Below are 25,391 nucleotides of genomic sequence, written 5' to 3'. Positions count from 1 at the left end.
GGGGAGGGGAAGCCGGGAGAAGCAACAGCGTCCGTTGAGCCGTAGTTAACGTTACGTTCAACGAAAGCGGGCATTCTGGTCATATGTCCGCAGAACCTGCACTCCCCTCTCCGGAAGGGATCCCCCTCCCCCAAGAGCGTTTCCTCAATCGCGAGGAGAGCTGGCTCCAGTTCAACCAGCGTGTCCTGGAGATGGCGGAGGATCCCTCCCTGCCCCTGCTGGAGAGGGTCAGGTTCCTGGCGATCTTCGCCAGCAACCTGGACGAGTTCTTCCGCGTCCGGGTGGCCGGCCTCAAGCGCCGGATGGCAACCGGCCTGCTGCTCCGCACCAAGAGCGGGCTGAAGCCGCGCGAGGAGCTGGCGAGGATCGCGGCGATCGCCGACGGCCTCGCGCAGCGCCACGCCGCCTGCTTCCACGAGCGGGTGCGGCCCCAGCTCACCGCCGAGGGCATCGCGATCGTCCGCTGGAACGACCTGACCCGCGACGAGCGCACCGAGATGCGCAAGTTGTTCCGTGAACGGATCCGGCCGGTGCTGACGCCGCTCGCCGTCGACCCCGCCCACCCCTTCCCGTACATCTCCGGGCTCTCGCTCAACCTCGCGGTGACCGTCCGCAATCCGGCGACCGGGCACACGGTGTTCGCCCGGGTGAAGGTGCCGGGCCGGCTGCCGCGCTTCGTCGCGGCGTCCAGGGACCGCTTCGTGCCCCTGGAGGACGTGATCGCGGCCCACCTGGGCCAGTTGTTCAAGGGCATGGAGGTCGTCGAGCACCACGTCTTCCGGGTCACCCGCAACGAGGACCTGGACGTCGACGAGGACGTCACCGAGAACCTCATGCAGGCGCTGGAGAAGGAGCTGCTCAAGCGGCGGTTCGGCCCGCCGGTCCGGCTGGAGGTGGAGGACACCATCACGCCCGAGGTGCTCGACCTGCTGGTCGACGAGCTGGGCGTGGCCGAGCACGAGATCTACCGGCTGCCCGGCCCGCTGGACCTGACGGGGCTGCACACGATCGCCGACCTGGACCGGGGGGAGCTGAGCTTCCGCCCGTTCGTGCCGGCCGAGGTCGTGCACGTCGAGGACGACATCTTCACGGTGCTGCGGGAGCGGGACGTGCTGCTGCACCACCCGTACGACTCGTTCGCCACGAGCGTGCAGCGCTTCATCGAGCAGGCCGCCGCCGACCCGGGCGTGCTGGCCATCAAGCAGACGCTCTACCGGACCAGCGGCGACTCGCCGATCGTGGACGCGCTCATCGACGCGGCCGAGGCGGGCAAGCAGGTCGTCGTGGTGGTGGAGATCAAGGCGCGGTTCGACGAGCACGCCAACATCAGCTGGGCCCGCAAGCTGGAGCGGGCCGGGTGCCACGTGGTCTACGGCGTGGTGGGCCTGAAGACGCACTGCAAGCTGGCCCTGGTCGTCCGGCAGGAGCCCTCCGGCGAGCTGCGCACCTACTGCCACATCGGCACGGGGAACTACAACCCCAAGACGGCGCGGCTGTACGAGGACCTGGGGCTGCTGACCGCCGACCCGCTGGTGGGCGAGGACGTCACGGACCTGTTCATCCACCTGACGGGCTACTCCAACCACACGGCCTACCGGCGGCTGCTGGTCGCCCCGCACTCGCTGCGCGGCGGTCTGCTGGCCAGGATCGACCGGGAGATCTCCCACCAGCAGGCGGGGCGGCCGGCCAGGATACGGATGAAGACCAACTCCCTGGTGGACGAGCCGCTCATCGACGCGCTGTACCGGGCCTCGCAGGCGGGCGTCCCGGTGGACCTGTGGGTGCGCGGGGTCTGCACGCTGCGGCCGGGCATCCCGGGGCTGTCGGAGAACATCCGGGTCAGGAGCGTGCTGGGCCGGTTCCTGGAGCACTCGCGGATCTACGAGTTCGGCCAGGGCCGCAGGCCGGAGATCTGGATCGGCAGCGCCGACCTGATGCGCCGCAACCTGGACCGCCGGGTGGAGGCGCTGGTGAAGGTGACCAGCCAGAAGCACCGGCTGTACCTCAGCGACCTGCTGGACCGGGCGACGGCGGAGGACACGGCGACGTGGTGGCTGAACGCGGACGGCTCCTGGACCCGCCACCCGGGCGAGGACCTGCAGAGTCACCTGCTGGGCACGCGGCGGTGGAGGTCGGTCGATGACTGAGTCCGTTCAGGCGCGGACCCGCCCGGGCGGCATGATCCGCGCCGCCGGGGCGGTGGTGTGGCGGGGCGAGGAGTCGGCGCCGCAGATCGCCCTCGTCCACCGGCCCAGGTACGGCGACTGGTCCCTGCCGAAGGGCAAGCTGAAGCCGGGCGAGCACGTGATCGCCGGGGCGCTGCGCGAGGTGGCCGAGGAGACCGGGGCGACGGTGGTGCTGGGGCGGTCGCTGCCCCCGGCCCACTACATGAGGGGCGGCCGGCTCAAGCGGGTCGACTACTGGGTGGCGCGGGCGGTCGCCGAGGGGGAGCCCACCGCGGCGGACGAGGTGGACGAGGTGGCCTGGCTGCCGCTGGAGGAGGCCTGGCGGCGGCTGACCTACGAGTGGGACGCCGAGCTGCTCCAGTCGCTGTCCGGGGCTCCGCTGGCGACCGTGCCGCTGGTCCTCGCCCGGCACGGGGTGGCGGGCTCGCGGGACGCCTGGGAGGGCGACGACGACCTGCGTCCCCTGGACGGGACGGGCAGGGCGCAGGCGGAGCGGCTGGCGGACGCGCTGGCGGGCTACCGCCCGGCGGAGCTGGTCAGCTCGCCGAGCCTGCGGTGCGTGCAGACCCTGGAGCCGTACGCCGCGCGGGCGGGGCTGCGGGTCCGCCGCGAGCCGCTGCTCTCGGAGCGGGACCACGACCCCGGCGCGACCCTGCGCGCGGCCTCGGCGGTGCTGGAGTCGGGTGCGCCGGCGGTGCTGTGCAGCCACGGCAAGGTGCTCCCGGAGCTGATCGCCGGGCTGGTCGGCGGGCCGGAGGAGGTACGGCTCGACAAGGGCGCGTTCCTGGTCGTGCACCGGGCGGACGGCCGGACCGTCGCCACGGACCGCTATCCCGCCTGACGCGGACGGGATCGGCGACGGCCCCCGGGCGACCGGCCGGACGGGGACGGGCCGGACGACGACCGGCCGGACGGGGACGGGCCGGACGACGACCGGCCGGCGGCGGCCCGGGGCCGCCGGGCCGGGCGGCTGCTCACAGGAGCCGGGCGGCGGCCTCGGCCGTCTTCCGCCACACCGCGGGGAAGTCCGCGTCGGCGCGGTCGGCGCGGGCCCGCTCCAGACCGGTCAGGACGCCGTAGGTGAACGTGTCCTCCCCGGCCTGCCGCGCGGCGGCGGCCTCGTCCGCCAGCCGCCGCTGGGCCACCACGCCGTCCTGGTGGGCGCCGAGCACCTCCTGTACGGCCTCCGCCTGTTCGGCGAGCGCGGTCATGCCGAGCGACTCGGCGGTGTAGCGGGCCCGTTTGGCGGCCTTGCGCACCTCGTGCAGGGCGGTCTCCCGCGCGGCGGGGTCCTCCATCTCCTGGGCGGCGTCGTAGGCGCGGGTGACGCGGTGCCAGCCCTTGGCCGCGACGGCGGCCAGGGAGGCGGCGGGCCGGCCGGCGCCCTTGGTGAGCGCCGGCGTGGCGAGGAGGTCGTCGAGGGCGTCGAGCAGGGCGAAGTAGCGTTCGCCGCCGAGCGCCTCCCGGATGCGGTCGTGGGCCTCGTGCTCGTCGTCGAGCAGGTCGGAGCCGAGGCGGGCGCGGACCGGACCCACGATCAGGTCGCCGTCCAGGCCGTCCAGCGCGCGGGAGAAGCGCTCCCTGATGACCTCCAGGTCGCGGGCCTCGCCGAGGACCTCGCCCAGCCACCGCAGCTCGTCCTGCAGCGGGCGGGTGCCGGCGACGACCCCCTTGAAGGACTTCAGGGCGCTGCGCATCCGGCGGCAGGCGACGCGCATCTTGTGGACGGCGTCCTCCTCGTTCCGGCGCACCCGGGGGTCCTCGGCGAGCAGGGCGGCGACCTGGGAGGCCAGGTAGCCGACGACGGCCTCTCCGGCGCTGCCCGGCGCGGTCCGCGCGATCTGCGGGCGGGGGATCCCGCGGGCGGCGCCCAGCAGGCGGTCGAGCTTGCTGGCGGATCCGGCGGGACTCGCCCCGGCCTTGCGGAGCCGCTTGCCGACCTTGCGCAGGAGCCTCTCGTCGCCTTCGACCAGTTCGGCCTCGACCTCGCGCCAGCGCTCGACGTACGGCTCGTCGCCGAGCACGGTGCCCTTGACCCGGTCGTCGGCGATCTCCACCAGGCGCACGCCCGCGCCGTTGCGCAGGTGGGTGACCGAACGGCGGGTGTCCAGCTCGGCGACCGGGGTGAGGGGGGCGCCCCTGGTGGAGGCGAGGACGAGGCCCGCCAGCTCGGCGGGGACGATCTTGGTGCTGGGGGTCAGCGGGCAGGTGACCTCCTGGCGGACGCCCTTGGCCTTGGGCAGTTTGAGGTGCCAGCCGAGGTCGGGCCCTCCCCTGCGGCGGCGCAGGGTGATGCCGCGAGCGGCGAGCCGCAGGTCGGGGGTGTCGAAGTAGATGGCGACCAGCCGGTGGGACTTGGGGCCGACGATCTCGTCGCAGCCGGGCAGGCCCGTCAGGTCGGGGAGCGCGTAGCCCTCCGGGACGTCGAACTTGTCCTCGATCTCCATCGCCACAAGCCCACCCCTTTTGCCCGACTATTTACCACGTTATCGCAGGACTTATCGATAATCCGTTATTCGTCGGCGGCGACCTTGTGCACCACGGCGAAGACGCGCCGGAAGGGGAAGGGCGTGCCGTACGGCCGGCGGGGATAGACCTCGTCCAGCAGGATCCCGCAGTCGGCGAGGAACTCCTCGTGCTCGGCCTCGGGCAGGCGGTCGAGCATGGGGCGCAGGGCCGTGCCCGCGACCCACCCCAGGACGGCGTTCCGGCCCGGCAGGACGTGCAGGTAGGTGGTCTCCCAGGCGTCCACCTCGCGACCCGGCCCGGCGAGCAGGTCCAGGTAGTCGGCGGGACCGCCCACCGGGTCGGGCCGGACCAGGTCGCCGAGCCACTCGAACCACTTGACCCGGACCACCTCGCGGACCGCCTCGTGGCTGGGCGCGTGGAAGTTGCCGGGGACCTGGAAGGCGAGCCACCCGCCGGGGGCGAGGGCCTCGACCCAGCGGGTCAGCAGCTCCGGGTGGTCCGGCACCCACTGCAGGACCGCGTTGCACACGATCACGTCCACCGGCCGCCCGGGACGCCAGTCGGCGACATCGCCGACGGAGAAGGCCAGCCGGTCGCCGGCCGGGGCCCGCTCGATCATCGCGGGCGAGGCGTCGAAGCCGTGCACCTCGGCCTCCGGCCAGCGCCGCGCCAGCTCCGCGGTGAGCTCGCCGGTGCCGCAGCCCGCATCGACGACGTACCCTGGACGCTGTGCGCCGATCCGGGCGACCAGGTCGCGGAAGGGGCGCGCCCGCTCCTCGGCGTAGCGGGCGTAGACCTCGGGGTCCCACATATCTCTCGACATCAAGATGATCGATACCAAGTTAGATATCTCGATGTCAAGACAGATAGACTCCCCGTCATGACCCCGCACCACCCGGACAGGACCGAGGACGAAGTCGACCGCCTGGTCGCCGCCTGGCGGCAGGAACGTCCCGACCTCGACGTGGAACCGCTCCAGGTGCTCAGCCGCGTCTCCCGGCTGGCACGCCACCTCGACCGGGCCCGCCGGGCGTCGTTCGCCGGACACGACCTGGAGATCTGGGAGTTCGACGTGCTCACCGCCCTGCGCCGGGCCGGCGAGCCGTACGAGATGAGCCCGGGGGCCCTGCTGCGCGCGACCCTCGTCACCTCCGGGACCATGACCAACCGGATCGACCGCCTCGCCGCCGCCGGCCTCGTCACCCGCCGCCCCGACCCCGAGGACCGGCGCGGCGTCCTGGTCTCGCTGACCGACGCGGGCCGCACGCGCGTGGACGGCGCCTTCGCCGATCTGCTCCGCCGCGAGCACGAACTGCTGGCCGGCCTCGGACAGCATGAGCAGCAGACCCTCGCGGGCCTGCTGCGCACGCTGCTCATCCCTTTTGACGCCACGGACACCGGAGCACCCTGAACCACAGGACTCTCTGTGCCCGCCCTGCGGCGGATAAACGCGATCGGTGGAATCTCATTCGCCGAGGCGGTCGGCGAACTCCATCCACGCGGTCTCGATCTCGTCCTTCTCGGCCCGGACCGCCTTGAGCTCCGCGTCCAGCTCGGCCAGGCGACCGTAGTCGGCGGCGGCGGCGGCCATGGAGTCGTGCAGCGTCGCCTCGCGGCCGGCCAGCTTGTCGAGCTGGCGCTCCAGCCGGGAGAGCTCCTTGCGCAGCTCGCGCTCCTCCTTCGCCGACAGGCCCGGCCCCGCCTGCGCGACCGGGGCGGCGGACGCGGCGGCACCCGAGAGGGCCGCGCCGGAGCCCGACGCCGCGCGCGCCGACAGGGCCGCGCCCGAGGCGCGCCGCTGGAGGTACTCGTCCACGCCGCCGGGGAGCAGCGACAGCCTCCCGTCGCCCAGCAGCGCCACGCAGCGGTCGGCGACCCGCTCCAGGAAGTAGCGGTCGTGGCTGACCAGGATCAGTGTGCCGGGCCAGCCGTCGAGCAGGTCCTCCAGCTCGTTCAGCGTCTCGATGTCGAGGTCGTTGGTCGGCTCGTCGAGCAGCAGCACGTTCGGGTCGTCCATGAGCAGCCGGAGCAGCTGCAGGCGGCGGCGCTCGCCGCCCGACAGGTCGCCGACGACCTTCCACTGCGCCTCGCCCTTGAAGCCGAGGCGCTCCAGCAGCGCCGAGGCCGTCCACTCCTTCTTGCCGACCTGGACGAACTTGCGGATCTCCTCGACGGTCTCCAGCACCCGGCGGGACGGGTCGAGCTCGCCCAGCTCCTGCGACAGGTGCGCCAGCCGTACCGTCCGGCCGCGCACGACCGTGCCGGAGTCGGGCTGGACGGTGCCGGACAGCAGCCGCAGCAGCGAGGACTTGCCCGAGCCGTTCACCCCGATCAGGCCGATCCGGTCGCCGGGGCCGAACTGCCAGGTGCAGCGGTCGAGCACCAGCGGGCCCTGGCCGGGACCGCCCGCGTGCAGGGTCACGTCCTCCAGGTCGTAGACCGTACGGCCCAGCCGGGCGGCGGCGAACTTCACCAGCTCGACGCTCTCCCGCGGCGGCGGCTCGTCGGCGATCAGCGCCTGGGCCGCGTCGATGCGGAACTTGGGCTTGGAGGTGCGCGCGGGCGGGCCGCGGCGCAGCCAGGCGATCTCCTTGCGCATGAGGTTCTGCCGCCGGGCCTCGGAGGCCGCGGCGATGCGGGCGCGCTCGGCCTTGGCCAGCACGTAGGCGGCGTACCCGCCCTCGTAGCGCTCGACCGCGCCGTCGACGACCTCCCACGTCCGGGTGGAGACCGCGTCGAGGAACCACCGGTCGTGGGTGACGACCACCAGCGCGGTCCGCCGGGCGGACAGGTGCCTGGCCAGCCAGTCGATGGCCTCGATGTCCAGGTGGTTGGTGGGCTCGTCCAGGATGATCAGGTCGTGCTCCTCGATGAGGAGCCGGGCCAGGGCCGTACGGCGCCGCTCACCGCCGGACAGGCTCCGCGCCGGGGCGGTCAGGTCGAGGTCGCCGAGCAGGTTGGCGAGGATCTCGCGGATGCCCGCGTCGCCCGCCCACTCGTGCTCCGGCCGGTCGCCGAGGACGATCTCGGCCACCGAGCGCGCGGGATCGAGGTCGTCGCCCTGCGACAGGGTGCCGACGTGCAGGCCCCGGTTGTGCGTGACCCGGCCCTCGTTGGGCTTCAGGCGCCCGGCGATCACCGAGATCAGCGTCGTCTTGCCGCCGCCGTTGCGGCCCACCACGCCGATGCGGTCGCCCGCCTCGATGCCGAGGGAGACGTCCTTCAGCAGCGGCTTGGGACCGTAGGAGTGGGAGACCGACTCAAGGTTGACCAGATTCATCGTGGCACCAGGGTATCCGAGGCGGTGCGGGGCTCCGGCTCCTCCGCGTCGCGGCCCCGGCCGGGCGGCCCCGATCGTCGCCTCCCGCCCCGCTCCGGGCGGGGCCCTGCACGACGGACGGGCCCCGCCCGGAGCGGGACGGGGCCGTGTACGACGGCTACCTGACGGTGGGGCCCGGGACGGGGCCGTGGGCGGTCAGGACCTCGCGGGCCACGTCCGCGGCCCGCAGCGCCCCGGCCAGCTCCCCGGCGTGCGCCGCGGAGGCGGCGAGGAAGGCGCAGGTCGGCCCGGAGCCGGAGACGAGCGCGCCGAGGGCGCCGTGCCCGCGCCCGGCGTCCAGGGTGGCGGCCAGGGAGGGGCGCAGCCGCAGGGCGGCCGGCTGCAGGTCGTTGGTCAACTCGGCGCCGAGCGCCTCGGCGTCGCCCTCGCGGAGCGCGGCCAGCAGCGCCTCCGCGGCCCGGGGCTCGGCGACCGGCAGGCCCTCCTCCGCCCGGATGCGGTCGCACTCGGCGTAGACCGTCGCCGTGGACAGGCCGCCGTCGGCCAGCGCGAACACCCAGTGGAACGGCCCGGCCGCCTCCAGCGGGGTCAGCCGCTCGCCCCGGCCGGTGCCGACGGCGCTGCCGCCGAGCAGCGCGAACGGCACGTCGCTGCCGATGTCGGCGGCGATCTCCATCAGGTCCTCCAGCGGCAGGCCGAGACCCCACAGCTCGTTGCAGGCGACCAGCGCGGCGGCGGCGTCGGCGCTGCCCCCGGCCATGCCGCCGGCCACCGGGATCGCCTTGCGGATGGCCAGGCTCACGCCGTACGGCCGGCCCGCGTGCCGGGCCAGCGCGGCGGCGGCCCGGATGGCGAGGTTGTCGTCGTCCTCGGGCACCTGGTCGGCGGACGCGCCCTCGACCCGGACGCGCATCCCGGTCTCCGCGGCGGCCGTCACCTCGTCGAAGAGCGAGACCGCGTGGAAGACGTTGACCAGGTCGTGGTAACCGTCGTCCCGGAGCGGCCCGACCGCGAGCTGCAGGTTGACCTTGGCGGGGACGCGCACGGTCACGGAGTTCATGGCGGCGCCCCCCACCGGCTCTTGCTCATGCATGGTCACCGATGGTAACGGGGTCACCGCCCCGCTCACGCCGGAGCACCGCGAACCCTGCCATAGGCGGCTCTCCGCTCACGCTATACGCGGTTCTCCGCGATCCGGGCGAAGTCGTCCACCGTGAGCTGCTCCCCCCGCCGCGAGGGGTCGATCCCCGCGGCGCGCAGCGCGCTCTCGGCGGCGGCGGCCGTACCCGCCCAGGAGGCCAGGGCCGCGCGGAGGGTCTTGCGGCGCTGCGCGAAGGCGGCGTCCACGACGGCGAAGACCTCCTCGCGGCTCGCCCCGGTCGCCGGGGGCCGTCGGCGGGTCATCGCCACCAGCCCGGAGTCCACGTTGGGCACGGGCCAGAAGACCGTGCGGCCGACCGGACCGGCGCGGCGGACGGCGGCGTACCACGCCGCCTTGACCGAGGGGATCCCGTAGACCTTCGAACCCGGCGCGGCCGCCAGCCGGTCGGCCACCTCCGACTGCACCATGATCAGGACGTTGCGGAGCGAGGGCAGGACCTCCAGCAGGTGCAGCACCACCGGCACGGAGACGTTGTAGGGCAGGTTGGCCACCAGCGCGGTCGGCCTCTCCTCCGGCAGCTCCTCCGGCAGGACGCGCATGGCGTCGGCGAGCACCACCGTGAGCCGGTCGGCCAGCCCGGGGGCGTGCTCGGCGACGGTCGCCGGGAGCTGCGCGGCGAGGACCGGGTCGATCTCCACCGCGACCACCGAGCGGACCTCCGGCAGCAGGGCCAGCGTGAGCGAGCCCAGGCCGGGGCCGACCTCGATCACCACGTCGTCGGGGCGCAGCTCCGCGGTCCGGACGATCCGGCGCACCGTGCCGGCGTCGATCACGAAGTTCTGGCCGAGCTTCTTCGTGGGGCGGATGTCCAGCCGGCGTGCCAGATCACGTATCTCCACCGGGCCCAGCAGGCTCATGCTCGATCCCCGCCCCCGGGCGCGGCGCAGGTGCGCACCCCGCCGTGCCTGCGGTCTCGTCCGCGTCCGATCACTTTCCCTCTCCCCATGCCATCCGACAAGTCTCGCGCATCGAATGCCGTGCGAAGACGCATCCTGGACACGGAAGGCCCGCCTGTGGATACCGTTGTCCCCCGGGGGACGGCCTTCGAGGGCTCATTCGAGGGTTCGCGGGATGATGATCTTTTAGATGAGGTGGTCGTGAACCAGCCCGGCGCCGAGCCGCTCCACACCGGCGATCCCGCGCGGATCGGGCCGTACCGCCTGCTCGGGCGCCTCGGCGAGGGCGGCATGGGGACCGTCTACCTGGCGCAGGCGCCGACCGGGCGGGCGGTCGCGGTCAAGGTGGTCAAGGCCGAGTTCGCGATCGAGGAGGGGTTCGCCGCCCGGTTCCACGCGGAGGTGGAGAACGCCCGGCGGGTGGCCTCGTTCTGCACCGCCCAGGTGCTCGACAACGGCAACGCCGACGACGGCCGGCCGTACATGGTGACCGAGTACATCGCGGGCACCCCCCTGTCCCGGCAGATCTTCCAGTACGGCGCGCTCGAACCGGGCCCGCTGCACGGCGTCGCCCTCGGCGTGGCCGCCGCGCTGGCCGCGATCCACGTCGCCGGACTGGTCCACCGGGACCTCAAACCGGCCAACGTGATCCTGTCGCTGTCCGGGCCCCGGGTGATCGACTTCGGCATCGCCCGCGCGCTGGACTCCACCTCCGGCTTCACCAAGTCCGGCGAGGTGCTCGGCAGTCCCGGCTGGTGGGCTCCGGAGCAGGTACGCGGCCAGGAGATCACCCCGGCGGCCGACGTCTTCGCCTGGGGCTGCCTGGTCGCCTACGCCGGGAACGGCCGCCATCCCTACGGCCGAGGGAACATGATCACCATGGCCTCCCGGCTGCTCAACGGCCCGCCCGACCTGGGCGCGCTCCCCGCCCCGCTGAACGACCTGGCCCGGGTGGCCACCTCGATGGACCCCGCCCAGCGCCCGACCGCCCAGGACCTGCTGATCGCCCTGGTGGGCGGCGGCGGCATCGCGCTCCCCACCCCCGCGGCACCCGCCGCAGGGCCCTCCACGGCGTCCCCCACAGCGTCTCCCACAGGGCCCGCAGCGTCCCCCGGAGCGTCCTCCGCAGCGCCGGGGGCCCCCGCGGCGGCCGCTCCGGCGGACCCGCCCACGCTGATCGCCGCCGACGCGCTGGCCGAGTCGTGGCAGGCCCCGCCGAACGTCGAGTCGGACGCCACGCTGACCCTCGACGTCCTCGACCTCCGGATCCCGGCCGACCTCCCGCCCCTGGGGTCCGCCACGCCTCCGGGCGCCTCCGCGGCCCCTCCGGCGCGCACCGCGTCCGCCGCCCCCGGCGGCCCCCGGACGCCCACCGGTCCCGCCGCCGCGCCCTCCCCGGCTCCCGGCCCCGTCCCGGCCGCGTCCTCCCCGTCCCCGGGACCGGCCGCCGCCTCGGGAGCCGTCTTCTCGCCCGCCTCCCCGGCGGTTCCCGCCCCCTCCGCGGTACCGGTGGGTCCGGTGATCCCCGCGGAGCCCTCCGGCCGGTCCGGCAGGACGCCCCGGTGGCGGTGGGTGCTCGCCGGACTGGCCCTGGTCGCCGCGCTGGCCCTCACCGGGGCCGTGCTGGCGAACGCCATCGGCGGGGGCCCGAGCCCGGCGACGCCGTCGGCCTCCGCCGCGGGCAGCGACGTGGGCCGCCGGATCGCGCTCGGCGCCGCCTTCGGCGACCCGCAGCTGATCGTGCCCATCGCGCCCTCCTGCAACCTGACCTCCTACCGGGGGGCCACCCCGGTCCGCGGGCGGTTCTGCGTGATCCGCTGGACCCTGCTCAACACCGGCGGCACGGAGGTCCGGGTGAGCCGGGCCCCGCTCGTCCTGGTGGACGACCGCGGCTCCACGCACACCCCCGCCCCGGTCTCGTCCGGGCCGCCGGCCGTCCTGGCACCCGGCGGCAGGGCGGACGGGGTCCTCGTCTACGACCTGCCGCCGCCCCGCAAACCGTTCAAGCTCACCGGCCCCGGGATCGAGGGCGGCAAGAACATCGAGGTGAGAGTGTCGTGAGGCTCCTGACCGCCCTCGTCGCCGCGCTGGCGCTCCCCGCGCTCCCGGCCCTCCCCCCGCTCCCGGCCCCCGCGGCCCCCCTCTCCGCGTCCGCCTGCACCGGCACCGGCACCGGCACCGGCACGGAGGACCCCGGCGGAGCCTCCGACGGCGACATCGACGGCGACATCGACGGCGACGGGGTGGACGACGCCGTGGTCGGCGACCCGCTGGCGGACGTCGAGGGCCCCGAGGGCTCCGGGAGGATCGAGGGCGCCGGGGCCGTGCACGTGCTGTCGGGCGTGGCCGGGCAGGGCGGGGAGGCGACGATCGTGACCGCCTCCTCCCCCGCCTCCTCCCCCGCCGCGGGCGACGGGTTCGGCTGGTCGGTCAGGCGGGTCCACCTCGACGGCGACCGCTGCGCCGACCTGCTCGTCGGCGCGCCGTACACGGACGTGGCGGGCGTGCGGGACGCGGGCGCGGTCTACGCGGTGTACGGCGGGGGGCGGCGCAGGCCCGTCCGCCTGGTCGCCCCGGCGCCGGAGGCCGACGCCCACTTCGGCTGGTCCCTGGCCGGGCGCGGCCCCCTGGTCGCGGTCGGAGCCCCGCACGAGGACGCCGATCAGGTGGTCGACTCCGGGGCGGTCTACCTGTTCGAGGCGCCCGCGCTCGGCACCGGCCGGCGGCTCTCCCAGAACACCGACGGGGTCACCGGCAACGGCGAGGCCGGGGACATGTTCGGCTGGGCCGTGGAGATCGGCAGGCTGGGCGGGAGCGCCGGGGAGCCCGACCTCGTGGTCGGCCTGCCGTACGAGAACGACGACGGGCAGGGCGTGCAGGACGGCGGGGGGAAGCCCGACTCGGGCGCGGTGACCGTCCTGTTCGACGTGCGGGCCAGGCCCGACGCGCAGCTCTCCAGGAAGTGGGACCTGCGCGAGATCCTGAACGCCGACGCGGGCGACCGGTTCGGCTACGCCCTCGCCTACACCGAGCAGGGCGACACGTCCTACCTGGCGGTGGGCGCCCCGCTCGGCGACGGCGGACCGGTGAAGGACTCCGGCCTGGTCCAGCTCTTCCAGGCCTCCGGCACCGCGGAGGTCACGCCGGGCCCCGTGCTCAGCCGGGGCGCGGAGGGCTCCCCCGGCGGCGGGTACGGCTCCGCGCTGGCGTTCGCCGCCGGCGGGGACGTACGGCTGGCCGTGGGCGCGCCGTTCGACGGACCGGACCAGCGGGGCGGCGTCCACCTGGTCCCGCTCGCCGACCCCGCCCGCGCCCGGACGGTGCACGGGACCGAGCCGGGCGGACGCCTGGGCTGGTCGCTGGCGGCCGGCGGGAACAAGCTGGTCGCGGGCGCCCCGGACCACGGTCCGTCCGGAGCCGTGGCGCTGCTGGGCCGCAACGACGGGGCGTTCACCCTGCTCTCCCCCGGCGCGGGCCGGATCCCCGCCGTCACCGGCGGCGCCTCCGTCGACTTCGGCGCGGCGGCGGGCTGAGGCCCGCGGGCGTCGTCCGGCCGGGATCCTCGGCACCCCGGCCGAGGATCGGGGTCCTCCGCACCCCGGCAGAGGACCCCGGCCGAGCACCCCGGCCGAGCACCCCGACCGGTCCGGACGCGTCGGACCGCCGGACGCGTCGGACCGCCGGGCGCGGCGACCGTCACCAGGCGCCGAAGGCCCTCTCCCCGTTCGCGCTGACGGCGGCGGCGAGCTCGTCCGCCCCCATCCCCTTGACCTCGGCCAGGCAGCGCACGATCAGCGGGATGAGGTAGGGCGCGTTCGGCTTGCCCCGGTGCGGGACGGGCGGGAGGTAGGGCGCGTCGGTCTCGACCAGGATCAGCTCCGCCGGGGCCACCACCGCGGCCTCCCGGAGGTAGCCGGCGTTCTTGTAGGTCACCGGTCCGGAGAAGGACATGAAGTAGCCGGCGTCCGCGCACCGCTTCGCCATCTCCGCGTCGCCGGAGTAGCTGTGGAAGACCACGACGTCGGGCGCGCCCGCCTCGGCGAGCACCCGGAGCACGTCGTCGTGGGCCTCCCGGTCGTGGATCACCAGGGCCTTGCCGGTCCGCTTGGCGATCTCGATGTGCGCCCGGAAGCTGGCGTGCTGGTCGTCCCTGGACGCCCAGTCGCGGTAGTAGTCGAGGCCGGTCTCGCCGACGGCCCTGACCTGCGGCTCCCCGGCGAGCTCCTCGATCTCCGCGAGGACCTCCGGGGTCGAGGCGTGCGCCTCGTTGGGGTGGATCGCCACCCCGGCGTAGACGTCGCGGTGCAGCCGGGCGACGTCGGCGTTCCACCGGGACGAGGCGAGGTCGTAGCCGACCGTGATCAGCCGGGTCACCCCGACCGCGCGCGCCTCCTCGACGATCCGCTCCACGCTCGCCTCGGCCGCCTGCGCGGCCTGGGCGACCGGATCCCCGGAGGACGCCTGGCGGTTGCCCACCATGATGTCGAGGTGGCAGTGGCTGTCGAACACTTCGCCGGTCAACGGCTCCGGCGCGGCGGGCATCGTGGTCACGCCGCCCAACCTACCGCCTGGAGATCGGCCGTCACGGCTCCCGGAGGGTCCCGGGGGCGGGTACGGCGTGCTCGGCGGCGCGGCTGACCTCCTCCCAGCCGGACCAGGTGTCCATCCGCCGCCGGGAGATGTCGAAGGCCAGATCGTAGACCATGCTGCCGAGCAGCAGCCGCAGCGGCGGGTCCTCACTGTCGACCAGCTTCAGCACCGCCTCGGCGGCCAGGCGCGGCTCGCTGTCGATCGAGTTCTCCGCCCACTGCCGCTCCATCTCGGCGCGGAGCGGACCGTACGGTTCCAGGGGCGCGGTCACGGCCAGGCCGGTGGTGTACAGGTCGGTCCAGTAGCCGCCGGGCTGCACGATGGTCACCTTGACGCCGAAGGCCGCGGCCTCCATCGCCAGCGCCTCGCTCATGCCCTCCAGCGCGAACTTGCTCGCGCTGTACATCCCGGTCGTCGGGAAGCCGCCGAGGGCGGCGATGCTGGAGATCTGCAGGATGTGGCCGGAGCCCTGCCCGCGCAGGTGCGGCAGCGCGGCCTGGCAGACCCACATCGCCCCGAAGAGGTTGACCTCGAACTGGGCGCGGGCCTCGGCCTCGGTGAACTCCTCCACCATCCCGGAGGACAGGGTTCCGGCGTTGTTCACCACGATGTCCAGCCGGCCGAAGTGCTCGGCGGCGGTGTCCACGGCGGCGAACACCGCGGCCCGGTCGGTCACGTCCAGGGGGAGGGCCAGCAGCCGGTCACCGTACCGGCCGCCGAAGTCCTGCGGCGTGACGGTGCGGGCGGCGGCGGCCACCTGGTCGCCGCGTTCCAGCGCGGCCTGGGCGAACGCACGGCCCAGGCCGCGGCTGGCGCCCGTGATGAACCAGGTGCGCACGGGGCGGGGGGCGGCGGCGTCCGACGCGGCGTTCGCGGCGGCATCCGGGGTGCGCATGTGCGGCTCCGTTCGTTCGGCGTCCGTTCAGTTCGAGACGATCCGTCTCGTCTTGTTGAAGACGACCGTACGGTCCCGTCGACACCCTGTCAAGACGGTCCGTCTCGTCTAGCTATTTGTTAGATTGGACCGCATGACGATGCGGCGCACGACCTCCGCCAACGCCGCCCGCCGCAGTGAGGCCTCCCGGCGGGCCATCCTCACCGCCGCGTTCGGCCTGGTGGGCGAGGTCGGGTACACCAAACTGAGCATCGAGGGCATCGCCGCCCGGGCCGGCGTCGGCAAGCAGACGATCTACCGCTGGTGGCCCTCCAAGGGCGCGGTGCTCTTCGACGCCTTCCTCATGCTCAGCGAGGGAGCGGGCGGTGAGCCCGCCCTGCCCGACACCGGGGACCTGGAGGCCGACCTGAAGACGGTCCTGCGCGCCACCGTCGCGGAGCTGAACGACCCGCGCTACGACGAGCCGATGCGCGCCCTGACCACCGAGATCACGCACGACCCGGAGCTGGCCGCCGCCTACGCCGAACGGCTGGACGGGCCGATGCGAGAGCTCAAGAAGGCGCGGCTGCGCAGCGCCCAGCGGGCCGGGCAACTGGCGGAGGACCTCGACCTCGACGTGGCCGTCGAGATGGTGTGGGGACCGCTGCTCAACCGGTGGATGCAGCGCGGCGGGCCGCTCACCCCCGAATACGCCGACCGCGTCGTCGAGACCGCCCTGAACGGCCTGCGCCCGCGTCCCTGAACGCCGGGCCCTCGCCGGCCTCCGGGAAGACGCACGAGCCGCCCGGACCTCGGGCGGTCCGGGCGGCTCCACGGAAACCGGCGGGGGGAGACCCGCGGGCGCGGCTACTCGCCCAGGCGGGCGAGCTCCTCATCGACGATCTTCGGGTCGAGCTTGCGGAACAGCGGGGTCGGCGGGGCCAGCGGGGTGCCGGGCCGGATGGGGACGGACTCCCAGCGGGCGGCGCCCTCGTAGGACCCGGTGATGACCGGGTAGCTCCGGCCCTCCTCGTCGACCTCCTGCATCTCCGGCATGCCCGACCAGACGCCGGTGCCGCCGAGCATCTCGTAGATCTTGTTGGAGGAGGTGGGCAGGAACGGGGTCAGCAGCGTCTTGGCGTCGTCGACGACCTGCAGGGCGACGTGCAGGATGGACTTGACCCGCTCGGGGTCGTCCTTGATCTTCCACGGCTCCTGCTCCGCGAGGTACCTGTTCGCGTCGCGGACGACGTCGAACGCCTCGTTGGCCGCGTTCTTGAACCGGGAGCGGTTCAGCTCCGCGCCCACCGGGCCGAAGGCCGCGCGGGACCTGGCCAGCAGGGCGCGGTCGGCGTCGGTGAGCTCGCCCGCCTCCGGGACGACCCCGACGTTCTTGGCGGCCATGGAGATCGAGCGGTTGACCAGGTTGCCCCAGGCCGCCACCAGCTCGCCGTTGTTCCGGTTGAGGAACTCCGACCAGGTGAAGTCGGTGTCCTGGTTCTCCGGCCCGGCCACCGCGATGTAGTAGCGCAGCGCGTCGGCGTCGTAGCGGGCCAGGAAGTCGCGGACGTAGATGACGACCTGGCGGGAGGAGGAGAACTTGCGCCCCTCCATGGTCAGGAACTCGCTGGAGACGACCTCGGAGGGCAGGTTCAGCGCGCCGAGCGAGCCCGGCTGCCCGCCGCGCGCGCCCTGGCCGTTGTAGCCGAGCAGCAGGGCGGGCCAGATCTCCGAGTGGAAGACGATGTTGTCCTTGCCCATGAAGTAGTAGCCGCGGGCCTCGGGGTTCTGCCACCACTGCCGCCAGGCCTCCGGGTCGCCGGAGCGGCGGGCCCACTCGATGGAGGCGCTCAGGTAGCCGATGACGGCGTCGAACCAGACGTAGAGCCGCTTGTTGGCCTGGTCGCTCCAGCCCTCCAGCGGGATCGGCACACCCCAGTCGAGGTCGCGGGTGATCGCGCGCGGCTGCAGGTCGCCGAGGAGGTTGAGGGAGAACTTCAGCACGTTCGGCCGCCACTCGCCCTGCTTGGACTGCAGCCAGGTGCCGAGCACCTCGGCGAAGGCGGGCAGGTCGAGCATGAAGTGCTCGGTCTCCACGAAGACCGGCGTCTCGCCGTTGATCCGGCTGACCGGGTTGATCAGCTCGATCGGGTCGAGCTGGTTGCCGCAGTTGTCGCACTGGTCGCCGCGGGCCCCGTCGTAGGAGCAGATCGGGCAGGTGCCCTCGATGTAGCGGTCGGGCAGGGTGCGGCCGGTGGACGGCGAGATCGCCCCCATCGTGGTCTTGGGGAAGATGTAGCCGTTGGCGTGCAGGCCGCGGAAGATCTCCTGCGCCACCGCGTAGTGGTTGGCCGTGGTGGTCCGGGTGAACAGGTCGTAGGACAGCCCCAGGGCCGTGAGGTCCTCGGCGATCAGCCGGTTGTAGCGGTCGGCGACCTCGCGGACGCCCAGGCCCTCCTTGTCGGCCTGGACCTGGATGGGCGTGCCGTGCTCGTCGGTCCCGCTCACCATGAGGACCTTGTTGCCCGCCATCCGCTGGTAGCGGCTGAAGACGTCGGACGGCACGCCGAATCCGGAGACGTGCCCGATGTGGCGGGGGCCGTTGGCGTAGGGCCAGGCGACCGCGGTCAGGATGTGCTGGGACATGTCTCCAAGCCTAGAGCCTGTCGTGTGAATCTTCCGCCCGGCCGGGCGGCGGCGCCCGGCCGGCGGGTCACGCCGTACCGCGCCGCCCCGCCGGCCGGCCCGGTCCCCGCCGGCGGGTCACGCCGTACCGCTGTCCGCGGCCGTCTCCACCGGGACGCCGTCGGCCGCGGCGCCGGTCATCCCGGCGCCGTCCCGGCTGACCGCCTCGGCGGCCTCCTCCGCGGCGGAGGCGGCCACGTCGATGGGCGTCTCCTTGGTGCGGCGGATGCCGAGGATGCTGATGAACAGCGCCGCGAAGATGGTCTGGAAGCTCATGATCAGCGCGGTGGCCGAGGGCACCACGATGCGCAGCGACTCGGACGGGATCAGCGGCCCGAAGCTGCGGGTCTGCCAGTGGACCAGCGAGGCGACCAGGCCGCCCACCCCGGCCAGGGCCAGCAGGCCGCCGGCGATCAGGCCCTTCTCCAGGCTCACGATGTCGACGAGCTTGCGCACCCGCCGGTCCTCCGGCAGGAACCCCTCCTCGGCGGCGTACACCTTGGTGAACAGGGCGAACAGCACCGCCTGGAAGCCGATCACCAGCATGGCCGAGGCGCCGACGAGGGTGTCGACGTCGAAGGCGAGCTTGCCGATGTAGACCGGGCCGAAGGTCAGCAGGGTGCCCGCGACCAGGCCGATGGTCATCATGACCAGGCCGGGGATGAAGAACAGCCAGCGCGGGCTGTACAGCAGCAGGAAGCGCAGGTGGCGCCAGCCGTCGCGCCAGGAGCGCAGGTGCGGGGGCCGGCTCCGCCCGTCCGGGGAGAGCGTGGTGGGCACCTCGCGCACGTCCAGCCCGGACAGCGTCGAGCGCACCACCATCTCGCTGGCGAACTCCATGCCGCCGGTCTGCAGGCCGAGCCTGAGGATGGAGTCGCGCCGGAAACCGCGCAGACCGCAGTGGAAGTCGCCGATGGCGCTGGGGAAGAACAGGCGTCCGATGAAGGAGAGCACCGGGTTGCCGAGGTAGCGGTGGAGCGGGGGCATGGCGCCCGGCGCGATCCCGCCCTTGAAGCGGTTGCCCATCACCAGGTCGGCGCCGTCGCGCAGCTGCTCGACGAACGGCAGCAGCGCGGTGAAGTCGTAGGAGTCGTCGGCGTCGCCCATGATGACGTACGTCCCGCGGGCGGCGCGGATGCCGCCGATGAGGGCGTTGCCGTACCCCTTGGCGTCCACGTGCACGACCCGCGCGCCGGCGTCCCTGGCCAGCTGCTGCGAACCGTCGGTACTCCCGTTGTCGGCTATCAGGACTTCTCCGTCGATCCCGTGTTCCCGCATGCAGGCCAGGGCCTTGCGTACGCAGGTCTCCACGGTCTCCGCCTCGTTGAGGCACGGCATGACCACGGTCAGTTCCACGTCTCGAACCCTTCAGTCACGGCACAGGCAATCCCACCATGATGCCCTCTCGTCCGGGTGCCCGCGTCGAGTCCGCCGAACGGCTGGCATTCTGTAATGCATGGTGACCGTCGCGGATCCTCCACGTCTGGACACGCCCCCGGCCGGTGCGCGCGCGCGCCTGCTGGCGTTCCTGCACCGCCACCGCGTGTTCGCGGCCGTGCTGGCGGCGGCGTTCGCCCTGCGCGTGGTCACCATGCTCGGGTACGGCCCGGCGCTGTGGTTCAACGACTCCTACGAGTACGTCTCCGGAGCCGTCCACCCCGAAAGGCCCAGTGCCCTGCGGCCGAACGGTTATTCCTTCTGGCTGCTCCTGCTGCGGCCGTTCCGCAGTTTCGGCCTGGTGGCCTTCACCCAGCATCTGATGGGCCTGGGCGTCGGCGTGCTGCTGTACGCCCTGCTGCGCCGGAGGTTCGGACTGCCGGGCTGGGGGGCGGCGCTGGCCGCGGCGCCGGTGCTGTTCGACGCCTACCAGATCCAGCTCGAACACCTGATCATGTCGGACACGATGTTCATCCTGCTGGTGGTGGGCGTCGTCACCCTCGTGCTCTGGCACCGGCGGATGACCTGGCCGATGGGGGCGGTGATCGGCCTGCTGCTCGCGATCACCGCGCTGACCCGCTCGATCGGGCTGCCCATCCTCGCCCTGGTGGTGGTCTACCTGCTGGTCAAGCGGTCCGGGTGGAAGCCGATCACGGCCATGGTGACCGCGTGCGCGATCCCGGTGGCCGGCTACATGGCCTGGTTCGCCTCGGCGCACGGCAACGTCGCGATGACCAACAGCGACGGCGCGATCCTCTACATGCGGACCGCGCTGTTCGCCGACTGCAACCGGATGTCGATCGACAAGCGCCGCGAACTGGAGCTGGCGCTGCTGTGCATCAGCGAGCCGCCGCGGGAGCGTCACTTCTCCGGGCAGAAGTACCTGTGGTGGGCGCAGAACGGCCAGCGCTTCCACGCCTTCGGGGTCGGCACGACCTTCACCCCCGAGATGAACAAGACCGCCGGGGACTTCGCCAAGCGCGCCATCCTCTCCCAGCCCGGCGATTACCTCGCCCTCGTCGCCCGGGACTTCTTCCGCGCCTTCCACTGGGACCGGCCGCGCTTCCCGGACGCCAACACCTACCGGCAGTACGAGTTCCTCCCGGAGAACAAGGTGCTGCCCGCCTGGTCCTCGCCCAAGGGCGGCACCACCGACCGGGACGCGCAGATCTACGACCCCGGCCTGCCCACCACGCAGATCGAGGGCAGGCTCCGGGTGATCGGCACCGACGTCCACGACCCGTGGGCGGCCTTCCTCCAGGGCTACCAGCGGATCGTCCGGCTGCCCGGCATCGTGCTCGGCGCGCTGCTGCTGATCGGCCTGGGCGGGGTGGTCGTGCGCTGGCGCACGCTGGGCGGGCCGGTGCTGCTGCCGTGGCTGGCCGCCTTCGGGCTCGTCCTGGCCCCCGCCGCGACCGCCGAGTTCGACTACCGCTACCTGCTGCCCGCGGTGCCGCTGGCCTGCCTCGCCGCGGCGATCACCCTGCGCCGCGGGATCCGGTTCAGCCGGGTCCGGCCCAGCCGCGGATGAGCATCCGCGACCACCAGTCCTCGTACGGGATGACCTCGGCGGTCAGCACCGGGTGGAGCCACCAGAGGTCGGCCAGCGCGAGCAGCGTGAACGTCCCGGCCAGCGCGGCCCCCAGCGCCCTGCGGCCCGGCGGGGCGTGCGCCGGGCCGATGACGAGTCCGGCGGCCAGGACGATGGCCAGGATCATGAACGGGACCATGGGGACGGCGTAGAACATGAACATGGTGCGGTCGTCGGCCAGGGCGTAGTAGAACCAGGGCAGCCAGCCGGCGGCGTAGGCCAGGAGCACGGCTCCGGCGCGCCAGTCGCGGGTGGCGACGTACCAGGCGACCATGGCGATGAGGGCGGCCAGGGCGCCGTACCAGATGACCGGCGTGCCGACCGCGAGGATCTCCTGTGCGCAGTTCCCCCCGCCGCACCCGCTCGCGGAGGGCTGCCAGTGGAAGGCGACCGGGCGCAGCAGCAGCGGCCACTCCCACGGCTCGGACTGGTAGTTGTGCGGGGTGGTGAGGCCGGTGTGGAAGCCGAGGACCTGGACGTGGTAGGCCAGCCAGGAGCGGAGGGAGTCGAAGACGAAGTAGTAGGGGCCCTGGGAGGTGGCCTGGGCCCAGTTGCGGCCCCAGCCGCCGGCGGAGGCGAACCAGCCGCTCCAGGAGGCCAGGTAGGTCAGGGCGGGGGTCAGGGCCAGGGCGGTCAGGGCGGTGGGCAGGTCGCGGGTGAGGGTGCCGCTGTAGGGGCGGCGCAGGCCGACGGCGCGGCGGGCGCCGGCGTCCCACAGCAGGGTCAGGAGGGTGAAGGCGGCCAGGAAGAAGACGCCGGACCATTTGACGGCGCAGGCGGCGCCGAGCATGGTGCCGGCGGCCAGGCGCCAGGGGCGCGGGCCGAGGTGGGGGCCCTGTTCGGTGAGGGGGGAGGTGGCGTACCAGGCGGCGAGGCGGGTGCGGGTGTGGTCGCGGTCGGTGACCAGGCAGGCGAAGCCGGCCAGGACGAAGAGCATGAGGAAGATGTCGAGCAGGGCGGTGCGGGACAGGACCAGGTGCAGGCCGTCGAGGGCGAGCAGGAGTCCGGCCAGGCAGCCGAGCAGGGTGGAGCGGGTCATGCGGCGGGCGGTGCGGGCCAGGATGAGGATGGAGAGCACGCCGGCGGTGGCGGCGGCGAAGCGCCAGCCGAAGGGGGTCATGCCGAACAGGTGCTCGCCGGTGGCGATCAGCCACTTGCCCAGCGGCGGGTGCGCCACGTAGAGCGGGCAGGGATCGGCGTCCGCGGGGACGCACGTCTCCCAGATGCGGGTGTCCCCGGCGATGAGCATCCGGTCGGCGACCGGGTCCTCCACGCTGCCGAGGGCCTTGCGCTCCACGCCGAAGGTGAGCAGCGCGAACGCGTCCTTGGCGTAGTAGGTCTCGTCGAACACCACCGCGTGCGGGCGGCCCAGGTTCACGAAGCGCAGGACCGCGCCGAACGCCGCCACCAGCAGCGGGCCGATCCAGCCCCGCAGGACGCCTTCCGGCATGGGCGGCACCAGCCGGTCGCGCGTCGATCCCATTCGGGTGATTATTCAGGAGATCACGGTGATACGTCAGCCTCGATGGACGGCGTCGTAGAGGTCGCGTTTGGGGATGCCCGCGGCCTTGGCCACGTCCACGATCGCGTGCTTCCTCGGCACCCCGGCCTCCTCACGCCGGGCGACCTCGGCCACCAGGTCCTCGATGACCGGTTCCAGGGCCTCCTGGACGTGCCCGGCGACGACCACGGTGATCTCGCCCTTGACCCCCGGCGCGGCCCACTCGGCGAGCTCGCCCAGGCCGCCGCGCCGTACCTCCTCGTAGGTCTTGGTGAGCTCCCGGCAGACCGCGGCGGGGCGGTCGGCCCCGAACGCCTCGGCCATCGCCGCCAGGGAGCCCGCCAGCCGGTGCGGGGCCTCGAAGAACACCATCGTGCGCTCCTCGGCCGCCAGGGAGGCCAGCCGGCGCGCCCGCTCGCCCTGCTTGCGCGGCGGGAACCCCTCGAAGCAGAACCGGTCGCTGGGCAGGCCGGAGACCGCCAGGGCCGTGGTGACCGCGGAGGGGCCGGGCAACGAGGTGACCGGGATCCCGGCGTCGACGGCCAGGCGGGTCAGGCGGTAACCGGGGTCGGAGACCCCCGGCATGCCCGCGTCGGTGACGATCAGCACGGTGTGGCCGGCCTGGAGCACCTCCAGGAGCTCGGCCGCCCGCGCGACCTCGTTGGCGTCGTAGTAGGAGACGATCCGGCCGCCGATCTCCGCGCCCAGGTCCGAGGCCAGCCGGCGCAGCCGCCGGGTGTCCTCCGCCGCGACCACGTCGGCCGTCTCCAGCGCCCCGCGGAGACGCGGGGAGACGTCGCCCGCCTGCCCGATCGGAGCCCCCGCCAGCACCAGCCTGCCGTTGTCCGTCACCCTTCCATCTTCTCCCATCCCGCCCACCGTTCCCGCCCTCGGTCCCCGCCTCCGGAGTCCTGCCGGCTCCCCGTGGAGAAGCTCCCCCGTTGGGTACCTACGGGATGTTTCTTGAGGTGCACGGGTGACGAGGCCCGTACGATGTCCGGGTGGCCGTGACCGATTTCCCTGAGCAGGTGTCCGAGCAGCCGGAGCCCCGGCCGGGCAGCCGACCGGAGGACTCCGTGCGCGATCGGCTGGTGCCGCCCATGCCGGGAGACGTCCTGTGGGGCTGGATCGGCCCGCTGCTGGTGGCGGCGTTCGGCGCGGTCCTGCGCTTCGTGAACCTGGGCCGCCCGAACGCGGTCATGTTCGACGAGACCTACTACGCCAAGGACGCGTTCGCGCTGCTCACCTCCGGCGCCGAGAAGAACGCCGTCAAGGACGCCGACAAGCTCCTGATGCAGGGCAACACGGCGATCTGGGAGCAGTGCGCCCCGGCCGAGCTGGACAAGTGCGCGTCGTACGTCGTCCACCCGCCGCTGGGCAAATGGCTGATCGCCACCGGCGAGCACCTGTTCGGCATGACCCCCTTCGGCTGGCGCTTCGCCGCCGCCACCGCCGGCGTGCTCTCCATCCTCATCCTCGCCCGCACCGCCCGCCGCATGACCCGCTCCACCCTGCTCGGCTGCCTGGCCGGACTCCTGCTCGCCCTCGACGGCCTGCACCTGGTCCTGTCCCGCACCGCCCTGCTCGACATCTTCCTCATGCTCTTCGTCCTGGCCGGCTTCGCCTGCCTGGTCACCGACCGCGACCACACCCGCACCCGCCTCGCCGCCTGGTACGCCACCTCCCCCCTCACCGAACAGGGCCCCCACCTCGGCCCGCGCCCCTGGCGCCTGGCCGCCGGCACCATGCTCGGCGCCGCCTGCGCCGTCAAATGGTCCGGCGTCTTCTTCCTGGCCGCCTTCACCCTCCTGACCCTGCTGTGGGACGCCGGCGCCCGCCGCGCCGTCGGCCTGCGCCGCCCCTACAGCGGCACCCTCACCCGCGACCTGCCCACCGCCCTGACCGCCCTGGCCCTGACCCCCGCCCTGACCTACCTGGCCTCCTGGAGCGGCTGGTTCGCCTCCGCCGGCGGCTGGGGCCGCAACTGGGCCCAGGCCACCTCCCAGGGCCCCTACTACTTCGTCTTCGACTCCCTCCGCTCCTGGCTGGCCTACCACGTCCAGGTCCTCGGCTTCCACACCGGCCTCACCACCCCGCACAACTACCAGTCCGAGCCGTGGGAGTGGCCGCTGCTGCTGCGCCCGGTCGCCTTCCACTACGAGACGGCCAAACCCGGCTGCGGCGATCCCAGCGGCTGCTCCCAGGCCGTGCTCGGGGTCGGCACGCCGGTCATCTGGTACGGCGCCCTGGCCGCCCTCATCGCCATGGTCGCCTGGTACGTCGCCACCCGCGACTGGCGCGCCGGAGCCGTGCTCCTGGCCTACGCCGCCGGCTGGCTGCCCTGGTTCTACTACGCCCTGGCCGACGACCGCACCATGTTCATGTTCTACGCCGTCCCCATGGTCCCGTTCATGATCCTGGCCATCGTCCTGGCCGCCGGACTCGTCATCGGCCCGGCGCACGCCCCACCGAAGCAGCGCATGATCGGCACTCGGCACATGATCGGCACTCGGCGCATGATCGGTGCGGGGGTCGTGGGCGCGTTCGTGCTGCTCGCGCTGCTCAATTTCTGGTACCTCTATCCCGTGCTCACCGCGGAGAGCATCCCGTACGCCGAATGGCACGCGAGAATGCTCTTCCAGAGGTGGATCTGACCGTCCACATACGAGTTGCTTAGAGCCGATTTCGTAGGGTGGGCGACGTGCACGATCCACTACGTC

19 protein-coding genes are annotated in these 25,391 nt (G+C 73.4%); 8 read left to right on the top strand and 11 right to left on the bottom strand.

Annotated features, from left to right (window positions below):
* Window positions 1–83 precede the first annotated feature (83 nt).
* Both HS045_RS12210 and HS045_RS12205 read left to right on the top strand, forming a co-directional pair.
* Window positions 84–2,147: an RNA degradosome polyphosphate kinase gene (locus tag HS045_RS12210; RefSeq protein WP_196451393.1), complete on the top strand. Its 2,064-nt coding sequence runs from the start codon at window positions 84–86 to the stop codon at window positions 2,145–2,147.
* On the top strand, window positions 2,140–3,027 hold the full coding sequence (locus tag HS045_RS12205; protein WP_230884008.1) for an NUDIX hydrolase: 888 nt from the start codon (window positions 2,140–2,142) through the stop codon (window positions 3,025–3,027). Before HS045_RS12210 ends, HS045_RS12205 begins: the two co-directional genes overlap by 8 nt.
* A 133-nt stretch (window positions 3,028–3,160) precedes the next feature.
* On the opposite strand, the gene HS045_RS12200 is transcribed toward HS045_RS12205, so the two are convergent.
* Together HS045_RS12200 and HS045_RS12195 are read right to left on the bottom strand one after the other, a co-directional pair.
* Window positions 3,161–4,633 (bottom strand): CYTH and CHAD domain-containing protein, encoded by a 1,473-nt coding sequence (locus tag HS045_RS12200; protein WP_230884154.1) that lies wholly within the window; start codon window positions 4,631–4,633, stop codon window positions 3,161–3,163.
* A 65-nt stretch (window positions 4,634–4,698) separates the two neighbouring features.
* A complete protein-coding gene (locus tag HS045_RS12195) occupies window positions 4,699–5,478 on the bottom strand; it encodes a trans-aconitate 2-methyltransferase (RefSeq protein WP_230884007.1) in 780 nt (259 codons plus the stop codon).
* A 57-nt stretch (window positions 5,479–5,535) separates the two neighbouring features.
* Here HS045_RS12195 and HS045_RS12190 point away from each other — a divergent pair, with 57 nt between their 5' ends.
* On the top strand, window positions 5,536–6,066 hold the full coding sequence (locus tag HS045_RS12190; protein ID WP_196451391.1) for a MarR family winged helix-turn-helix transcriptional regulator: 531 nt from the start codon (window positions 5,536–5,538) through the stop codon (window positions 6,064–6,066).
* A 54-nt stretch (window positions 6,067–6,120) separates the two neighbouring features.
* On the opposite strand, the gene HS045_RS12185 is transcribed toward HS045_RS12190, so the two are convergent.
* The 3 genes from HS045_RS12185 to rsmA form a co-directional block, all read right to left on the bottom strand.
* Window positions 6,121–7,935 carry an ABC-F family ATP-binding cassette domain-containing protein gene (locus HS045_RS12185; protein WP_196451390.1) on the bottom strand — a complete coding sequence of 605 codons (1,815 nt, stop codon included), beginning with the start codon at window positions 7,933–7,935 and terminating at the stop codon, window positions 6,121–6,123.
* Window positions 7,936–8,092: 157 nt separating this feature from the next.
* Window positions 8,093–9,028, bottom strand: a complete 936-nt coding sequence (locus HS045_RS12180; RefSeq protein ID WP_374191377.1) for a 4-(cytidine 5'-diphospho)-2-C-methyl-D-erythritol kinase — start codon at window positions 9,026–9,028, stop codon at window positions 8,093–8,095.
* 80 nt (window positions 9,029–9,108) lie between these two features.
* Window positions 9,109–9,954 (bottom strand): 16S rRNA (adenine(1518)-N(6)/adenine(1519)-N(6))-dimethyltransferase RsmA, encoded by an 846-nt coding sequence (gene rsmA / locus HS045_RS12175; protein ID WP_196451389.1) that lies wholly within the window; start codon window positions 9,952–9,954, stop codon window positions 9,109–9,111.
* Window positions 9,955–10,194: 240 nt separating this feature from the next.
* Here rsmA and HS045_RS34475 point away from each other — a divergent pair, with 240 nt between their 5' ends.
* Together HS045_RS34475 and HS045_RS12165 are read left to right on the top strand one after the other, a co-directional pair.
* The gene (locus HS045_RS34475; RefSeq protein WP_307827484.1) at window positions 10,195–12,054 is read left to right on the top strand and encodes a serine/threonine-protein kinase; all 1,860 of its coding nucleotides are present in this window, start codon (window positions 10,195–10,197) and stop codon (window positions 12,052–12,054) included.
* Complete coding sequence (locus tag HS045_RS12165) at window positions 12,051–13,526, top strand: hypothetical protein (protein WP_196451388.1); 1,476 nt, start codon at window positions 12,051–12,053, stop codon at window positions 13,524–13,526. Before HS045_RS34475 ends, HS045_RS12165 begins: the two co-directional genes overlap by 4 nt.
* A 163-nt stretch (window positions 13,527–13,689) precedes the next feature.
* Here HS045_RS12165 and HS045_RS12160 read toward each other — a convergent pair whose 3' ends face one another.
* Both HS045_RS12160 and HS045_RS12155 read right to left on the bottom strand, forming a co-directional pair.
* The gene (locus tag HS045_RS12160) at window positions 13,690–14,535 is read right to left on the bottom strand and encodes a TatD family hydrolase (RefSeq protein WP_196452739.1); all 846 of its coding nucleotides are present in this window, start codon (window positions 14,533–14,535) and stop codon (window positions 13,690–13,692) included.
* Window positions 14,536–14,575: 40 nt separating this feature from the next.
* On the bottom strand, window positions 14,576–15,478 hold the full coding sequence (locus HS045_RS12155; RefSeq protein ID WP_196451386.1) for an SDR family oxidoreductase: 903 nt from the start codon (window positions 15,476–15,478) through the stop codon (window positions 14,576–14,578).
* 133 nt (window positions 15,479–15,611) lie between these two features.
* Between HS045_RS12155 and HS045_RS12150 the strand changes: the two genes are divergently transcribed.
* On the top strand, window positions 15,612–16,220 hold the full coding sequence (locus tag HS045_RS12150) for a TetR/AcrR family transcriptional regulator (RefSeq protein ID WP_196451384.1): 609 nt from the start codon (window positions 15,612–15,614) through the stop codon (window positions 16,218–16,220).
* A 104-nt stretch (window positions 16,221–16,324) separates the two neighbouring features.
* On the opposite strand, the gene metG is transcribed toward HS045_RS12150, so the two are convergent.
* Window positions 16,325–18,103, bottom strand: coding sequence for a methionine--tRNA ligase (gene metG, locus HS045_RS12145; RefSeq protein ID WP_196451382.1), 1,779 nt, complete (start codon window positions 18,101–18,103; stop codon window positions 16,325–16,327).
* Window positions 18,104–18,220: 117 nt separating this feature from the next.
* Window positions 18,221–19,498, bottom strand: a complete 1,278-nt coding sequence (locus HS045_RS12140) for a glycosyltransferase family 2 protein (protein ID WP_307827483.1) — start codon at window positions 19,496–19,498, stop codon at window positions 18,221–18,223.
* A 100-nt stretch (window positions 19,499–19,598) separates the two neighbouring features.
* Here HS045_RS12140 and HS045_RS12135 point away from each other — a divergent pair, with 100 nt between their 5' ends.
* Complete coding sequence (locus HS045_RS12135) at window positions 19,599–21,110, top strand: hypothetical protein (protein WP_196451380.1); 1,512 nt, start codon at window positions 19,599–19,601, stop codon at window positions 21,108–21,110.
* Here HS045_RS12135 and HS045_RS12130 read toward each other — a convergent pair.
* The gene (locus HS045_RS12130; RefSeq protein ID WP_196451378.1) at window positions 21,082–22,653 is read right to left on the bottom strand and encodes a dolichyl-phosphate-mannose--protein mannosyltransferase; all 1,572 of its coding nucleotides are present in this window, start codon (window positions 22,651–22,653) and stop codon (window positions 21,082–21,084) included. The two genes, HS045_RS12135 and HS045_RS12130, sit on opposite strands and share 29 nt — an antisense overlap.
* Before the next feature lie 33 nt (window positions 22,654–22,686).
* Window positions 22,687–23,541 carry a 16S rRNA (cytidine(1402)-2'-O)-methyltransferase gene (rsmI, locus tag HS045_RS12125; RefSeq protein WP_196451371.1) on the bottom strand — a complete coding sequence of 285 codons (855 nt, stop codon included), beginning with the start codon at window positions 23,539–23,541 and terminating at the stop codon, window positions 22,687–22,689.
* A 230-nt stretch (window positions 23,542–23,771) separates the two neighbouring features.
* Between rsmI and HS045_RS12120 the strand changes: the two genes are divergently transcribed.
* Entirely contained in the window at window positions 23,772–25,325 is a 1,554-nt protein-coding gene (locus HS045_RS12120) for a phospholipid carrier-dependent glycosyltransferase (RefSeq protein WP_196452737.1), read from the top strand.
* Window positions 25,326–25,391: the final 66 nt, after the last annotated feature.

Source organism: Planomonospora sp. ID82291 (genome assembly GCF_015711645.1).
GTDB lineage: Bacteria > Actinomycetota > Actinomycetes > Streptosporangiales > Streptosporangiaceae > Planomonospora.
This window is presented reverse-complemented; position numbering and strand designations above follow the sequence as displayed.

What these genes read in the sequence shown, in the direction of transcription:
- rsmA (WP_196451389.1), bottom strand. Translation starts at nt 9,954, where the DNA reads ATGAGCCTGCTGGGCCCGGTGGAGATACGTGATCTGGCACGCCGGCTG.
- rsmI (WP_196451371.1), bottom strand. Translation starts at nt 23,541, where the DNA reads ATGGGAGAAGATGGAAGGGTGACGGACAACGGCAGGCTGGTGCTGGCG.
- HS045_RS12205 (WP_230884008.1), top strand. Translation starts at nt 2,140, where the DNA reads ATGACTGAGTCCGTTCAGGCGCGGACCCGCCCGGGCGGCATGATCCGC.
- HS045_RS12210 (WP_196451393.1), top strand. Translation starts at nt 84, where the DNA reads ATGTCCGCAGAACCTGCACTCCCCTCTCCGGAAGGGATCCCCCTCCCC.
- HS045_RS12160 (WP_196452739.1), bottom strand. Translation starts at nt 14,535, where the DNA reads ATGCCCGCCGCGCCGGAGCCGTTGACCGGCGAAGTGTTCGACAGCCAC.
- HS045_RS12185 (WP_196451390.1), bottom strand. Translation starts at nt 7,935, where the DNA reads ATGAATCTGGTCAACCTTGAGTCGGTCTCCCACTCCTACGGTCCCAAG.
- HS045_RS12120 (WP_196452737.1), top strand. Translation starts at nt 23,772, where the DNA reads ATGCCGGGAGACGTCCTGTGGGGCTGGATCGGCCCGCTGCTGGTGGCG.
- HS045_RS12155 (WP_196451386.1), bottom strand. Translation starts at nt 15,478, where the DNA reads ATGCGCACCCCGGATGCCGCCGCGAACGCCGCGTCGGACGCCGCCGCC.
- HS045_RS12195 (WP_230884007.1), bottom strand. Translation starts at nt 5,478, where the DNA reads ATGTCGAGAGATATGTGGGACCCCGAGGTCTACGCCCGCTACGCCGAG.
- HS045_RS12200 (WP_230884154.1), bottom strand. Translation starts at nt 4,633, where the DNA reads ATGGAGATCGAGGACAAGTTCGACGTCCCGGAGGGCTACGCGCTCCCC.
- metG (WP_196451382.1), bottom strand. Translation starts at nt 18,103, where the DNA reads ATGTCCCAGCACATCCTGACCGCGGTCGCCTGGCCCTACGCCAACGGC.
- HS045_RS12130 (WP_196451378.1), bottom strand. Translation starts at nt 22,653, where the DNA reads ATGGGATCGACGCGCGACCGGCTGGTGCCGCCCATGCCGGAAGGCGTC.
- HS045_RS12180 (WP_374191377.1), bottom strand. Translation starts at nt 9,028, where the DNA reads ATGCATGAGCAAGAGCCGGTGGGGGGCGCCGCCATGAACTCCGTGACC.
- HS045_RS12190 (WP_196451391.1), top strand. Translation starts at nt 5,536, where the DNA reads ATGACCCCGCACCACCCGGACAGGACCGAGGACGAAGTCGACCGCCTG.
- HS045_RS12150 (WP_196451384.1), top strand. Translation starts at nt 15,612, where the DNA reads ATGACGATGCGGCGCACGACCTCCGCCAACGCCGCCCGCCGCAGTGAG.
- HS045_RS12135 (WP_196451380.1), top strand. Translation starts at nt 19,599, where the DNA reads ATGGTGACCGTCGCGGATCCTCCACGTCTGGACACGCCCCCGGCCGGT.